Below are 14,827 nucleotides of genomic sequence, written 5' to 3'. Positions count from 1 at the left end.
GTTTGCTACCCTTTTTGTGTCCCGTTAGTAGGATGCTACCTTTATGTCACCCTTGGTGAAACTGGCAACTTGAGGTGACTTGAGTATATACTTCCCGCCCCATTTTAGAGTTCGAAGGTTAAGATGAGAATCGCATTAGGTATCGAGTACAACGGTACAAACTACTTTGGTTGGCAGCGCCAAAGAGAAGTGAAAAGTGTCCAAGAAGAGCTAGAGAAAGCATTGTCCGTCGTCGCTAATCACCCAGTTGAAGTTCAGTGTGCTGGTCGGACAGACGCAGGCGTGCATGGCACGGGACAAGTTGTGCACTTTGATACCAACGTTACTCGAAAAATGGTAGCTTGGACCATGGGCGCAAACGCGAACATGCCGAGCGATATAGCGGTTCGTTGGGCTAAGGAAGTTTCAGATGATTTCCATGCAAGATTCTCAGCGACAGCGCGCCGTTATCGTTACATTATTTTCAATCATGCTTTACGTCCAGGCATCTTAAACTCGGGGGTTAGTCACTATCATGGTGAGCTCGACGAGAAAAAAATGCATGAAGCAGGGCAGTTCCTACTCGGCGAAAATGATTTTACGTCGTTTCGCGCGGCGCATTGTCAGTCTCGCAGCCCATTTCGAAACTTGATGCACCTGAACGTTACGCGCCATGGAAACTATGTGGTTATTGATATTAAAGCCAATGCGTTTGTGCATCATATGGTTCGTAATATCACAGGTAGCTTGATAAAAGTTGGACGTGGCGAAGAGAGTCCTGAATGGATCAAGTGGTTATTAGAAGCCAAAGATCGCAAACTAGCGGGTGCGACAGCGAAAGCGGAAGGTCTGTACCTGGTAGATGTAGACTACCCAGAAGAGTTTGGGTTACCTGAAGTGCCGATCGGTCCACTGTTTTTACCAGATAATTTGAACTAATTTTACAAACTTATTTCAAAATATCGGTAGTGTTTACATTGAATGTGAACGGAAAACATACGCTATTTACGATATCAAAAATAGGTACAACCAGTTTTTTATCTACAGTAGCTGCAAGATATGGTTTAATCCGTCGGTATTATGTCGAATTTATATCTTTCGCAATGAAGCGGAAGAGTTGAGAGAAAAGGTCTTCCATGAGTTGGCTTGAAAAGATTTTAGAGAAAAGCAATCTAGTAAGTTCACGCAAAGCTTCTATCCCAGAAGGCGTGTGGACTAAATGTACCTCTTGTGAACAGGTTTTATACCATGCAGAGCTAGAGCGTAACTTAGAAGTTTGTCCAAAGTGTAACCATCACATGCGTATGAAAGCGCGTCGTCGTTTGGAAACATTTTTAGATGAAGGTAATCGAGTTGAATTAGGTTCTGAACTTGAGCCACAGGATAAACTGAAATTTAAAGATTCTAAGCGATACAAAGAGCGTATCTCTGCTGCACAAAAAAATAGCGGTGAGAAAGATGCGCTAGTTGTGATGCAGGGTGAATTGCTTGGTCTGCCGCTTGTGGCGTGTGCGTTTGAATTCTCCTTTATGGGTGGTTCAATGGGTTCAGTCGTTGGTGCTCGCTTTGTGAAAGCCGTGGATGCAGCCATTGAAAATAACTGTGCGCTTGTTTGTTTCTCAGCAAGTGGTGGTGCTCGTATGCAAGAAGCATTAATGTCTCTTATGCAAATGGCAAAAACCAGTGCTGCGCTTGAGCGTTTATCAGAAAAGGGTCTGCCGTTTATTTCGGTTCTAACTGACCCTACAATGGGTGGTGTTTCAGCAAGTTTGGCTATGTTGGGTGATATCAACATCGGTGAACCTAAGGCCCTCATTGGCTTTGCTGGTCGTCGTGTAATCGAGCAAACTGTACGTGAAGATCTTCCTGAAGGTTTCCAGCGTAGTGAGTTCCTACTTGATCACGGTGCTATTGATATGATCGTTGACCGTCGTGAAATGCGTCAGCGTGTGGGTGGTCTTATCGCTAAGATGACTAACCACAAGTCTCCTTTGGTGGTTTCGGTTAACGAATCTCCAAATGAAGAGCCATATTCTGTACCAGAAGCGGACGAAAAAGGGTAAAGTAACAACTAACATAAAAACCAAAGAATTTAATGGTTAAAGTTAGATGACCCAAAACCCAACTCCTCAAGCCACATCTTCATTAAAGATGTGGCTTGATTATTTAGCAAATATTCATTCCTCAGCAATTGATCTAGGCTTAGACCGTGTCCAAGCGGTAGCAAACAAAGCCAATCTTACCAAACCAGCTCCAACCGTAATCACCGTTGCCGGAACCAATGGCAAAGGCTCAACGTGTGCGTTAATGGAAGCCATTTTACTTGATGCTGGCTATTCAGTCGGTGTTTACAGTTCTCCGCACCTGATTCGTTACAACGAGCGTGTACGCATTAATGGCGTTGACGTTGTAGATGCAAAGCACTGTGAAGCATTCGATTATGTAGAAAAGCAGCGTGGTGATGTGAGCCTTAGCCTCTTTGAATTCGGTACGCTTGCTGCGCTACGTATTTTCCAAGTAGAGGAAGTTGACGTTGTCTTGCTTGAAGTAGGACTTGGCGGCCGTCTAGACGCCACTAACGTTGTTGACCATGATGTTTCTGTTATTACGAGCTTAGCGATCGATCATGTGGATTGGCTTGGTGATGACATCAATGTTATTGGTTTTGAAAAAGCGGGCATTTACCGTTCAGGGAAGCCAGCAATTTGTGGTCAACCGACGCCACCAGCGACCGTGGCGGCTCATGCTGACGATATTGGTTCTGAGTTCTTCCAGGTAGGTATTCAGTACGATTACCAACTAACTGATAATGGTTGGAAGTGGAGCAGTGGGGCATTTGAGTTAGAGGATTTACCAATCCCATCGCTACCATTACAAAATGCAGCCACTGCACTGATGGCACTAGGGGCTTCGGAATTGCAAATCACTGACATAAATATTGTCAATGGCTTGAATAATGCGCGTTTGGCGGGGCGTATGCAAGTACTGCATCACGAACCTGAAATAGTCCTTGATGTCGCTCATAACCCGCACTCTGCTGAGTATTTGGTAGAGAGAGTGAAGCAACAATATTTGGGTAAGAATATCCATATTGTGGTTGCAATGCTGCATGACAAGGACATTAAAGCAACCATTGAAGCTCTAACTCCAGTTGCAACACAATGGTATCCAGCGTCGCTTACTGGACCGAGAGCGGCGACCGCTGATGAATTGTGCCAATACTTACCTGATGGGCAAGTTCATTTTGAAAACCCTGTTGACGCCTTCGAGAGTGCGAGAAGCCACGCAAAGACAGGAGACGTTATTCTGGTGGTTGGCTCATTCCATACCGTCGGAGAGGTATTGGAACATTGGCAATCAAATAATAAATAAGTAAAGGTATTTTGATGGCAAGTAAATTCCAAAGTCGTTTAGTCGGCACCATCATTCTAGTCGCAGTCGGAGTCATTGTTCTTCCCGATGTGCTAGATGGTAAGAAACTGCACTACAAAGAAGAATTTGCCAGTATTCCTATCAAACCAGAACTTGATAGTGATGTGGAAAACTTCGAAATATTAGAGCCAGTGGAAGACGACATTACGTTACCGGATTCTCCGGTTGAAGCTGTAGTGCAAGAACGTGAGGATGCTCAAGTAGCCGTTTCTGAGCCCGAGCCAGTGCCAACATCTAAACCTGAGGTCATCAAACAACCAGAGCAAGTTGAGGTCGTCACTCGTCCTGTTCAAGAGAAAAATCAATATGAAGATTCAGCTTGGATCATTCAGTTGATGGCACTTAAGAATCACGAAAATGCTGTCGCGCTTGTCGCGGATTTGCAAAAGCGTGGTTATCAAGCTCACACAAAGAAAGAAAACGAGTTTACGAGAGTGATTGTTGGCCCTGATGTGTCAAAAAGTAAACTTGAACGACAAGTTCAAGAATTACAAAAAATTACAGGTTCAAAAGGTCAATTGCTTAAATTTAAGCCATTAAATCCATAAGAAAACGTTTGCGTCAGCATTTTTTCTGTTAAAATGCGCGCCAACTTAAGATGAAGAAAAGATGAATTGGATAGATTTTATCATTTTAGGTGTGATCGGATTTTCAGCTCTGATCAGTTTAGTTCGCGGTTTTGCTAAAGAAGCTTTGTCTTTGGTGATTTGGTTCGGAGCGTTTTTTATCTCCAGTAATTACTATGCCAAATTGGCGGTGTACTTCACCAACATCGAAGATGATATGTTTCGTAACGGAGCGGCGATTGCGGCGTTATTTGTCGCAACCTTGGTAGTTGGTGCAGTGGTGAATTACGTCATTGGTCAACTGGTACAAAAAACAGGGCTATCAGGTACGGACCGAATTCTCGGGATTGTATTTGGTGGTCTACGCGGAGTCTTAATTGTTTCTGCGGTGCTGTTTTTTATGGATGCGTTTACTGCATTCCCAAGCTCGGATTGGTGGAAAGATTCACAGTTGATCCCTGAGTTCAGCCGTATCATCGCCCCATTCTTCGAGCATTTACAAGCAACATCAAGTTTTCTGTCTGGCACTATCTAGTAGTGCCAGCTACTGTCGCAAATCGAGGATTAGGACATGTGTGGTATTGTTGGAATCGTGGGCACAACGCCTGTAAACCAGTCTATTTATGACGCGTTAACGGTGTTACAGCATCGTGGCCAAGATGCCGCTGGTATTTGTACCATAGAAAGCAATCGTTTTCGTCTGCGTAAGGCGAACGGTTTAGTCAAGGATGTATTTGAAGCAAGACACATGCAGCGCCTGCAAGGCGAGGTCGGAATTGGTCATGTTCGTTACCCTACAGCAGGCAGTTCAAGTGCTTCAGAAGCTCAACCTTTCTACGTAAACTCTCCTTTCGGTATTACACTTGCCCACAACGGTAACTTGACCAACGCTAACGAAGTTCGTCAGAAGCTGTTTGAAAAAGATCGCCGTCATATCAATACCACTTCAGACTCTGAAGTATTACTAAATGTACTGGCGCACGAAATTGACTCAGTAAAAGGAAATGTCACGACCGAAGACGTATTCCGCGCAGTCACCAATGTTCATCGCACAATTCGCGGTGCTTATGCTGTGACCGCCATGATCATTGGTCATGGTATGATTGCATTTCGTGACCCACACGGTATTCGCCCGCTGTGTTTAGGTAAGCGTGAAGTTAACGGCAGAGCAGAGTACATGGTTGCGTCTGAATCGGTGGCATTGGATGCGGTCGGTTTTGATTTCGTCCGTGATGTCGCACCTGGTGAAGCGATTTACGCAACGTTTGACGGTGAGCTTTACACGAAGCAGTGTGCAGATAATCCTAAGCTTAACCCTTGTATTTTCGAGTTCGTGTACTTTGCTCGTCCGGATTCGTTCATCGATAAAATTTCGGTATACAGCGCTCGCGTTGAAATGGGTAAAAAGCTGGGCGAACGTATTCGTGAAGATTACGCAAACCTTGATATCGATGTTGTCATTCCTATCCCTGAAACGTCTTGCGACATTGCACTGCAAATCGCTCAAGCGATCGATATCCCTTATCGCCAGGGTTTCGTGAAAAACCGTTATGTTGGACGTACGTTTATCATGCCTGGCCAGCAACAACGTAAGAAATCAGTACGTCGCAAGTTGAATGCTATTCGTTCGGAATTCAAAGGTAAGAATGTGTTGCTGGTGGATGACTCTATTGTTCGAGGTACAACGTCAGAGCAGATTATTGAGATGGCTCGTGATTCTGGTGCCAAGAAAGTGTACATGGTCTCAGCGGCTCCTGAAGTTCGTTTCCCGAACGTATACGGCATTGATATGCCAAGTGCTACAGAGCTTATTGCCCATGGCCGTGACAACGATACAATTTGTAAGCAGATTGGTGCCGATGCGCTTATTTATCAACGTCTAGAAGATTTGGTAGAGGCTGTAGGTCTTGGAAACCAAGACATTACTCAGTTCGATACTTCCGTGTTTAACGGCGAATACGTAACGGGTGATATCGACCAACAATACCTAGATTTCTTAGATGGTCTTCGTAATGATGATGCGAAAACACAACTTGAAATCCAACAGGATTTAGCAAACCTAGAGCTTCATAACGAAGGCGCATAGGATGCGCTTTCTTAAGTCGTAAAAAAACCAGAGCTTCGGCTCTGGTTTTTGTTTTCGCTATCTAATTAGTGAATGTTATAAGCGATCACAAAGTCAATAAAGAGGCGAACTTTCTCTGGCAGGTGATCTTTGTGGTTGTAAAGCATATAAATGTCGCGCGGGTTTGCACTCCAATCTGGCAGTACGCGTACCAAATCGCCGCTCTCGATGTACTCTTTGATCATGACATCTGGCATTAGTGTGATGCCTAAACCTTCGGAACAAGCGCTGCGCACCACATTGAGCGCGTTTGCTTGAAAACGACCACGATCAACATTCACCACAGACTCGCCTTTGCTATTAATCAAGGTCCACTTAATAAGCGGGTACCCTTTTAGCAATGAATGGTTAGAGAGCTCTTCTGCATGATGTGGCGCAGGATTCGAGGTTAGATAGTCAGGGCTTGCAACGAGAATATCCTTCACTTCGCCAATCTTACGAGCGATGAGGCTAGAGTCGCGTTGCGGTCCCACTCGAAAAATTACATCCCATTCAGTAGGGTCAAGCTTGTCCGCATTATTCTCTGTCGTTAGCTCAATGTTGATGTCCGGGTACTGCTTCATAAAGCTGTTGAACATCGGCATCATCATTCGTTTAGTTAAGTTGTAAGGTGCGGATATCTTAATCTTGCCGGATGCTCCTCGGCAGTCGTCAGTGATTTCCTCTGCTGCGGTTGTTAGCCTTTGTAGTAAAGGAGAGCACTCATGGTAAAAACGTTCCCCTGCTTCAGTGAGCGAGAGTTTGCGAGCATGACGGTTCAATAGTCGAAGATTGACAGAGTCTTCTAGCGCTTGAATGCGTCGGGTGATGGTCGCAACCGGGATCATGGTTTTTCGCGAAGTTGCGGTGTAGCTCCCATTTTCGACAACCAGTCGAAACAGGTTTAAGTCATCTAATTTCATATTTCCAGACACATTAAATTACCGATTACGGTTAATTTATAATTAACTTTGTGATCAAAGCTTGCTTTAAGTCAACATGTTGCATCATTTGAACACAGCAACCCTGTTTGAGTAAATACTGTTATACGCCGTAATATTTGTATTAATGCAGTTTCCGAGCTAAGTTTTATAACAAGGCGAAGCGGCCTCAGGTCTTGCTGTGACACGTTTTGCTGGAAGTAAACACAACAAAAATAATGACTTAATAATAAATCTGTTTTTTTGACTGAGCTTTGTGAGGGATAAAGGTATGTTTAAGACTCACAGTCAAACGGCAATGGTCTCGGCACAGGAAGTGATTAATCAAAAACTAATAATGTTGGTGGACGATGATCCAATATTTCGTAAAGTAACCAATGCCTATTTAGAAAGTCAGGGTTTTAAAGTAGTAGAAGCAGGAAACGGTCTAGAAGCGCTTCAACAACTCAGGGAATGCCAACCCGATCTTATCTTATGTGATTTATCGATGCCGGTCTTAGATGGTATCGAGTTCGTCGAAGAAGTTAGTCTCGAATACCCATATATGCCGCTTATCGTGGTATCAGGCACGGATGAAATGTCCGATGTCGCGAAAGCGTTGCGATTTGGTATTAAAGATTTTCTTCCTAAACCGATAGGTAATTATGAGCACCTATCTCAGGCGATAGAGAATACGCTAGAAGATACCGATAGTCACTTCTCAGAACAACGTGACTTTTCAAGTCAGTGGTTTAGAGTTGATGATGGTGGTGAAATCCCAGATGAACAAGAACTGTATTGGCATCTGGAATATTTACAACAGAATCCGAGTGCGGCAAGAGATTTACTGCAAGCGCTATTGCCAGAGAAGGATGCTGCTCAGGGAGATTGGCGCTGCTCGTACCGTTTATTGCAATCGACGGATGTGATGCCCTTGGTTTTCGATTATCGTTGGTTAATGAATGGTCAATTTGCGTTTTATCTCGTTGATTCTGCTTCCCAAGCTAATGATGGAGTTGCGACGACATTGCTCGTTAGGGCATTGTTTGACGATTATCTCCGTAACTTGAAAAGTTTCAGTGCTGATCTCAAGGACATGGTAGGGATCATTGAAAAAGGAATTGAGTGTTCGGAGTGTGCGGGTGCAGTCAATGCTGTGTTTGGTGTCGCCGACCTCGCTTCATCCTCGGTCTCTATATTGCCTGCGGGTTTAGATAGCCATTGGTCTGACGGAAATACGAATCAACACATCGCAGCAGGTAACCGTTTAGGGGGAGGAAGTATGAAAAACTTCATCACCCGCGATTTACCGCTTAGTGTTGCAGGACAGTTGTCTATCGGGTGTTTAGGTTCTTCAAGTTTTAGTTTAAGTATTACCCGGAAATCCCGACTAGTATAATTATGACTTGCAAACCAATAAGCAGCGTCCTTACGCTGCTTATTATCTTTTTAGAACCACCAAAACAACATACGTTTAGTTCAATAACCTTACTTTTTACTGGTGTTTAGATTTGGCTGTTTAATGTATAGTCAGCGCTTAAAACAATAATGACCCATTTGTGCAACGATAATTTAACGCTGTGCCTTGGGAGAAGCAAAGTCAACTAGTGAGAAGACACATCATGGCAGACAAAGATTTTAAAGAGCCTTATAATATTTTTTACTTTTTAGGTTTTATTGCAGTTCTTTTGATCCCAACACTTCCTGCAACGCTAACCTGGCTTCGTGTAATGAATGGTTACGCAGGCTTTTAATCCTAGCTATTTTGTACCGGAGTTCACCATTCGTATTAAGCGTTACTTTTTCAATACTGTTGGTGGACTCTGTATTGTGCTCGGCATAGCCGGCATAGCCCTTCCACTTTTACCCACCACACCTTTTATTTTGCTTGCTAGCGCATGTTTTATGCGTGGTAGCCCCGCATTTCATCAATGGTTACATAACCACAAAACGTTTGGACCCATTCTCGACAATTGGCATAAGCATCGGGCTGTTACTTCAAAAGTAAAAAAGCGTGGTGCGATTTTTATTGCGCTTAGTTTCATGGTTTCAATCGTTGTTGTCCCCCTCGTTTGGGTAAAAATTGGTCTTTTAGTGATGCTAATCGTTTTACTCAGCTGGTTTATGCGTCTGCCTGTGATTGAGTTGGTTGCTGACCGAGAAGAAAATCACTAAGATTGTAGAGAATAGTGTGCCCGCTCTTCGAGTGGGCGTTTGTATTTTCAGCGCCTGTGACTTTTACGAAAATAAGCACATAGTGGTGAAAACCTATTGTTCGTTGCCCTCGTGATACTGCGATTAGAGAGGGCGATGAGCCAATCTAAGTAAATCGGTATTATGACTACAGAAACAATTTCACTGATCAAATCTAGCATCAAAAGCATCCAAGACTACCCAAAGCCAGGCATTCTATTTCGTGATGTGACGAGCCTTCTTGAAGACGCGAAAGCATACCAAGCAACGATCAACTTACTTGTTGAACGTTACAAAGGTATGGGCTTTACCAAGGTTGTGGGTACGGAAGCTCGTGGCTTTCTATTTGGCGCGCCTTTAGCGCTTGAGCTAGGTGTTGGTTTTGTACCAGTGCGTAAACCAGGCAAGCTACCACGCCCTACTGTTGCTCAATCTTATGAGCTTGAATACGGCGTTGATACACTAGAAATCCATACAGATGCCATCGTTGAAGGCGACAAAGTACTGGTTGTCGACGATTTATTGGCAACGGGCGGTACTATTGAAGCGACGACTAAGCTGATTCGCCAACTGGGTGGTGAAGTTGAGCACGCTGCGTTCGTTATCAACCTACCAGAAATCGGTGGCGATAAACGTTTAGAAGCACTAGGTCTAAACGTGTACAGCATCTGCGATTTTGAAGGACATTAATACATTCAATGAGTTATTTAGCTTTAGCGCGAAAATGGCGTCCTAATCAGTTTGACCAAGTTGTCGGACAAAAACATGTCCTGACGGCGTTGGAAAACGCACTGGCGCAAAACCGTTTACACCATGCTTATCTGTTCAGCGGGACTCGTGGTGTGGGTAAAACGAGTATCGGTAGGCTGTTTGCCAAAGGCTTGAACTGCGAAACCGGCATTACCGCGACACCTTGTGGTAAGTGTGATACTTGTCGTGAAATTGATGAAGGTCGCTTTGTCGATCTTCTTGAAATCGACGCAGCATCACGTACTAAAGTTGAAGACACTCGTGAACTGTTAGACAACGTTCAATACAAACCTGCTCGTGGACGTTTTAAAGTGTACCTCATCGATGAGGTGCACATGCTATCGCGTCACTCTTTCAATGCGTTGTTGAAAACCCTGGAAGAGCCGCCAGAGTATGTGAAGTTCTTACTCGCGACAACCGATCCACAAAAGCTGCCTGTTACTATATTGTCGCGTTGTCTACAGTTCCATCTCAAACCGATCAGCGTTGATGATATTCATCAGCAACTTGACTACATTTTGGGTCAAGAGCAAGTATCGGCAGAACCAAAAGCACTGGGTATGATTTCACATGCTGCAGATGGCAGTATGCGTGATGCTCTCAGCTTGACCGATCAAGCAATTGCTTTAGGTAACGGTGCGGTGCAAACCGATATTGTCAGCCACATGTTGGGGACGATTGATACCGACCAAGCGATTCACTTACTAGAGTCAATCAGCAGCAAGCAACCTCAACCAGCCATGGATAAAATCCAGCAATTAGCAGCAAATGGTGTTGAGTGGGATGGTTTGTTGCAGCAAGTCGCAACACAGCTTCATCGAATTGCGATGTATCAAGCGCTGCCAGCGTCGCTAGACCGAGCGCAGCCAGATGCAGAAAAAATCGAGTTGTTGAGTAAAGCTCTAAGCCCGCAAGACGTTCAGCTTTACTATCAAATTGCATTGAAAGGTCGTGAAGATTTGACCCTCTCGCCAAATGGGCGAGTCGGTCTGGAAATGATTGTGCTGCGTATGATGGCGTTCCGCCCATCAAGTAACAGTGGGGCAAATGTTGTTTCCAGTAACTGCGAATCAGCTTCAGCCCCAGTTCAAAGTGCCAGTCAATCAAAGACTGTACCAGCTCAGACAGTAGCAGCTCCTCGAGCTCAGCAGCCGAGTCCAGCACAAAGCTCACCACAAGTGGCGCCTCAACCTTCATCCAATTCACAACCTGAATATCACGCGAGTGGATATGAGAGGGTTCCGCCACAGTATGATATGGCGCCGCCGATGAGCGAAAACCCTGCACCGCAGCATGAAACGCCACCTCAACAAGTGCAAGAGAGCGTTTCAACACCGGCGCGCGGTGGTCTAAGCGGTTTACGTCACCAATTACGTTCTCAGCGTCAAGGCCTACAACAGAACACTCCTCAAAATGGTGGCTCAAAAAAGCCTAAAGCGGCATCTGCACAACCAGAATCGGTTATCGACCGAGTAGCGCAATTGCATGGCAATTCCGCGCAGGTGTCGCCAAACTCAGCTCCGAAGTCGACGGAGCCACAAGTTGAGGAAGCGTATCGCTGGCGTCCAAGCAAGCCTGTTGAGACAAAAGTAAATACAAAACTGACACCTACGCAGCTCAAGCAGGCACTTGAGCATGAGAAAACGCCTGAAATGGCACAAAAGCTCATCGATGAGTCATTAGAACATAATGAATGGGCGAAGCTAATCAGCTTAATGGAGATCCCTAAGCTGGTAGAGCAACTTGCGCTAAACTCTCATTATAGTAAGGAAGGAACAACCGTTTCGTTACTATTGAGAAGCAGCCAAGCTCATTTGAATACTGATAGAGCTCAAGCCGAATTGCTCAAAGCACTTAATACCGTGTTAGGTGAAGAGTGCCACATGAGCATCGAAATAGGGGAGAGTGGAGAAACACCACTTGAACTGAGAGATAGGCTCTACCAAGAGAAATTACAGCAAGCGCTGAACAGTTTAGAAAACGATCCAAATGTTCAATTTATTGAACGTCGTTTTGCTGCAGAGCTTGATAAAGATAGTGTGCGCCCTATCTAATAATCGAATGGAATGGGGTTGAAAACCCAAAGGTATAACCCCATTAATTGATGCAACACCTCATTAAACCAGAGAGATAAACATGTTTGGTAAAGGCGGTATGGGCAACCTAATGAAGCAAGCCCAGCAAATGCAAGATCGCATGCAAAAGCTTCAAGAAGAAATCGCGAATATGGAAGTAACTGGCGAGTCTGGTGCTGGCCTAGTTAAAGTTACTATCACTGGTAGTCACAGCGTACGTCGTGTTGACATCGATGAAAGTTTGATGGAAGACGACAAAGAAATGCTTGAAGATCTGATCGCTGCGGCGTTCAACGATGCAGCCCGTCGTGTTGAAGAAACTCAAAAAGAAAAAATGGCTTCTGTAACTGGCGGTATGCAACTACCACCAGGCATGAAAATGCCATTCTAATCTGCTGATATTTAATTAAGCGGACTTTTAATGCGTACCAGTCATATGCTGGAGCAATTGATGGAGGCCTTACGTTGTCTACCTGGGGTTGGCCCCAAGTCAGCGCAGCGTATGGCCTTTCATTTGTTACAGCGCGATAGAAAAGGCGGTTTGCAGCTTGCAGATGCGCTTAGTCAGGCAATGACAGAAATAGGTCATTGTACTGAGTGTCGAACCTTCACCGAAGAAGAAGTCTGTCACATTTGTACCAACCCAAAACGCCAAGAAAATGGTCAAATTTGTGTGGTAGAAAGCCCGGCAGACATCGCAGCCGTTGAAGCAACAGGCCAATATTCTGGTCGGTACTTTGTTCTTATGGGGCATTTGTCGCCATTAGATGGTATTGGTCCAAGTGATATTGGATTAGATGTCCTTGATTACCGCTTACGTCGCGGTGATATTACCGAAGTGATTTTGGCGACAAACCCAACAGTTGAAGGTGAAGCCACTGCCCATTACATCGCAGAGCTATGTAAAGAGCACCAAGTTGATGCCAGCCGCATCGCGCATGGTGTGCCTGTCGGTGGGGAGCTAGAGCTTGTTGATGGCACGACGTTGTCACATTCGCTATTAGGTCGACACAGAATTTAATAAAAAGCCGCTGAACTCAGCGGCTTTTTTGATCTTGGGAGTTGGGAACGATTAATCGTTCGATTCTTCACCAAGAAGGTTTTTGTAGATAACCGCACCAAGCACGCCACCCACAATAGGCGCAACCCAGAACAGCCATAGCTGAGAAACCGCCCAGTCACCCACATATACTGCGACTGCCGTGCTACGAGCAGGGTTTACTGACGTATTGGTGACAGGAATGTTGATCAGGTGAATGAGAGTCAAACACAGGCCAATTGCGATAGGTGCAAAGCCTTGTGGCGCACGTTTGTCTGTTGCACCCATAATGACAATCAGGAACATCATCGTCATGACAGCTTCAGTCACAAGTGCAGCGATCATCGAGTATTGGCCTGGAGAGTGTTCCCCATAACCATTGGCGGCAAAGCCAGAACCCACAACATCGAATCCTGCTTGTCCAGATGCAATAACGTAAAGCACGCCACCTGCGATAAGCCCGCCGATCACCTGTGAGATGATGTAGGGAGCAACGTCTTTTGTCTCAAAACGACCGCCAGTCCAAAGGCCAACTGTCACTGCAGGGTTCAAGTGACAACCTGAAATATGACCGATAGCAAATGCCATCGTCAGAACGGTTAAACCGAATGCCAAAGAAACGCCCAACAGACCAATACCCACTTCAGGGAAACTCGCAGCCAACACCGCGCTACCACAGCCGCCTAACACTAGCCAGAACGTGCCAAAAGCCTCAGCCAAATACTTATTCATGTTCTTTCCTGATCTTTAATTAAATGACCCGCTGAACATAGTCGAGAATTGTCAATAAATTGTGAGGGAGATCGCGCAAAAACCGCAAATGGAACGCTATGTGGCAAGAGTTCTCAAGGGTGAGATAAAAGGCTGAGGGGGGGGAGTGCTAAATCTTGAGTTTGCTTTGATTACTGCCTCGGAGAGAAACAACCGAGGTACTAACTTTAAACGTGTGGTCTAGAGTCGCATTACGTCAATTGTTCTAATTCAGTGATGTTGTCGAGTGCTTCTTGATTGGTGTTGCCGCATACAATCGGACACGGTTTAAAATCGTGACAGACTTTAGGGCGTTCAGGCTTACCAAATAGCTTGCACAAATTGTCGTCGTTGAGTTGCACACAACGAACACCTGCAGGTTTGCCCTTGGGCATTCCAGGTATTGGTGAAGAGATACTTGGCGCAATACAGCACGCTCCACATCCTAATCGACAATCCATAATGTAAACCTCTTAAAAAATTAAGGGGGCAATTATGGTCATTTTGACGTGGATTGGAAGAGTGAATAAAGAAAAAAACAAAAGGGCGCGCTTAACATTACGCTCCCTTTTTGGTTTTTTGCTTTTAAATCATCGTGATTATTTTAAGAAACGGTTATAAACAAACAACAGAATAAATGCGCCTAGTGTTGCGGTAATGATACTACCAATGTTGACGCCAGTTGCTCCGCCGAAACCGAGAATGCCGCCAAGGAAGCCACCTACAAATGCCCCTGCAATACCAAGTAACATTGTTGCAATCCAACCGCCCCCATCTTTTCCTGGCATGAGCCATTTAGCAAGTGCGCCGGCGATTAAGCCCAAAATAATCCAAGAAATAATACCCATGAAAACTCCTTAATGCCTTCTTGAACAATTGAGTAATGGAAACTTGTTTAAGGATAGAACAGTAAAACGAAAGTAGTTGAATATCTCCACCGTTATGTGGGAAGGATGCAAGATCTTCTCAAAACTTGAACTTTTGCGTTGAGAAGAGTATAAATCGCCCCCTAAATTCCC

Annotated in this window: 17 protein-coding genes; 13 read left to right on the top strand and 4 right to left on the bottom strand. The window is 44.9% G+C overall.

What is annotated here, in order from left to right:
- Positions 1-123 precede the first annotated feature (123 nt).
- The 6 genes from truA to purF all read left to right on the top strand — a co-directional run bounded on the left by truA (position 124) and on the right by purF (position 6,063).
- Positions 124-918, top strand: coding sequence for a tRNA pseudouridine(38-40) synthase TruA (truA, locus tag R7R78_RS07505; RefSeq protein ID WP_005380566.1), 795 nt, complete (start codon positions 124-126; stop codon positions 916-918).
- Between the two features lie 197 nt (positions 919-1,115).
- Positions 1,116-2,042, top strand: coding sequence for an acetyl-CoA carboxylase, carboxyltransferase subunit beta (accD, locus tag R7R78_RS07500; RefSeq protein WP_005380583.1), 927 nt, complete (start codon positions 1,116-1,118; stop codon positions 2,040-2,042).
- Between the two features lie 46 nt (positions 2,043-2,088).
- On the top strand, positions 2,089-3,351 hold the full coding sequence (gene folC / locus R7R78_RS07495) for a bifunctional tetrahydrofolate synthase/dihydrofolate synthase (RefSeq protein ID WP_213970724.1): 1,263 nt from the start codon (positions 2,089-2,091) through the stop codon (positions 3,349-3,351).
- Positions 3,352-3,365: 14 nt separating this feature from the next.
- A complete protein-coding gene (locus tag R7R78_RS07490; protein ID WP_005380588.1) occupies positions 3,366-3,959 on the top strand; it encodes an SPOR domain-containing protein in 594 nt (197 codons plus the stop codon).
- 61 nt (positions 3,960-4,020) lie between these two features.
- On the top strand, positions 4,021-4,512 hold the full coding sequence (locus R7R78_RS07485) for a CvpA family protein (protein ID WP_005380590.1): 492 nt from the start codon (positions 4,021-4,023) through the stop codon (positions 4,510-4,512).
- A gap of 36 nt (positions 4,513-4,548) precedes the next feature.
- Positions 4,549-6,063, top strand: coding sequence for an amidophosphoribosyltransferase (gene purF / locus R7R78_RS07480; protein WP_005380592.1), 1,515 nt, complete (start codon positions 4,549-4,551; stop codon positions 6,061-6,063).
- Positions 6,064-6,128: 65 nt separating this feature from the next.
- Here purF and R7R78_RS07475 read toward each other — a convergent pair whose 3' ends face one another.
- Positions 6,129-7,004, bottom strand: coding sequence for a LysR family transcriptional regulator (locus tag R7R78_RS07475; RefSeq protein WP_005384959.1), 876 nt, complete (start codon positions 7,002-7,004; stop codon positions 6,129-6,131).
- 289 nt (positions 7,005-7,293) lie between these two features.
- On the opposite strand from R7R78_RS07475, the gene R7R78_RS07470 reads away from it, so the two are divergent.
- The 7 genes from R7R78_RS07470 (at position 7,294) to recR (ending at position 13,040) form a co-directional block, all read left to right on the top strand.
- Entirely contained in the window at positions 7,294-8,400 is a 1,107-nt protein-coding gene (locus R7R78_RS07470; RefSeq protein ID WP_225473384.1) for a response regulator, read from the top strand.
- Between the two features lie 223 nt (positions 8,401-8,623).
- The gene (locus R7R78_RS07465) at positions 8,624-8,755 is read left to right on the top strand and encodes a hypothetical protein (protein ID WP_005380608.1); all 132 of its coding nucleotides are present in this window, start codon (positions 8,624-8,626) and stop codon (positions 8,753-8,755) included.
- Positions 8,736-9,176, top strand: a complete 441-nt coding sequence (locus tag R7R78_RS07460; RefSeq protein ID WP_044129468.1) for a YbaN family protein — start codon at positions 8,736-8,738, stop codon at positions 9,174-9,176. Before R7R78_RS07465 ends, R7R78_RS07460 begins: the two co-directional genes overlap by 20 nt.
- A gap of 162 nt (positions 9,177-9,338) precedes the next feature.
- Positions 9,339-9,884, top strand: coding sequence for an adenine phosphoribosyltransferase (gene apt, locus R7R78_RS07455; RefSeq protein WP_225473383.1), 546 nt, complete (start codon positions 9,339-9,341; stop codon positions 9,882-9,884).
- 8 nt (positions 9,885-9,892) lie between these two features.
- Entirely contained in the window at positions 9,893-11,998 is a 2,106-nt protein-coding gene (gene dnaX, locus R7R78_RS07450; RefSeq protein ID WP_213987472.1) for a DNA polymerase III subunit gamma/tau, read from the top strand.
- Between the two features lie 82 nt (positions 11,999-12,080).
- A complete protein-coding gene (locus tag R7R78_RS07445; protein WP_005380618.1) occupies positions 12,081-12,410 on the top strand; it encodes a YbaB/EbfC family nucleoid-associated protein in 330 nt (109 codons plus the stop codon).
- A gap of 30 nt (positions 12,411-12,440) precedes the next feature.
- Positions 12,441-13,040: a recombination mediator RecR gene (gene recR, locus R7R78_RS07440; RefSeq protein ID WP_005380619.1), complete on the top strand. Its 600-nt coding sequence runs from the start codon at positions 12,441-12,443 to the stop codon at positions 13,038-13,040.
- 51 nt (positions 13,041-13,091) lie between these two features.
- Here recR and aqpZ read toward each other — a convergent pair whose 3' ends face one another.
- The 3 genes from aqpZ to R7R78_RS07425 form a co-directional block, all read right to left on the bottom strand.
- On the bottom strand, positions 13,092-13,790 hold the full coding sequence (gene aqpZ / locus R7R78_RS07435; RefSeq protein ID WP_225473381.1) for an aquaporin Z: 699 nt from the start codon (positions 13,788-13,790) through the stop codon (positions 13,092-13,094).
- A 230-nt stretch (positions 13,791-14,020) separates the two neighbouring features.
- Positions 14,021-14,269 (bottom strand): YkgJ family cysteine cluster protein, encoded by a 249-nt coding sequence (locus R7R78_RS07430; protein ID WP_017820793.1) that lies wholly within the window; start codon positions 14,267-14,269, stop codon positions 14,021-14,023.
- Positions 14,270-14,407: 138 nt separating this feature from the next.
- A complete protein-coding gene (locus tag R7R78_RS07425; protein WP_005380625.1) occupies positions 14,408-14,656 on the bottom strand; it encodes a GlsB/YeaQ/YmgE family stress response membrane protein in 249 nt (82 codons plus the stop codon).
- Positions 14,657-14,827: the final 171 nt, after the last annotated feature.

Source organism: Vibrio sp. 2134-1, assembly GCF_033339495.1.
The sequence above is the reverse complement of the archived record's forward strand: the minus strand, read 5'-3'. Positions and strand labels throughout refer to the sequence as shown.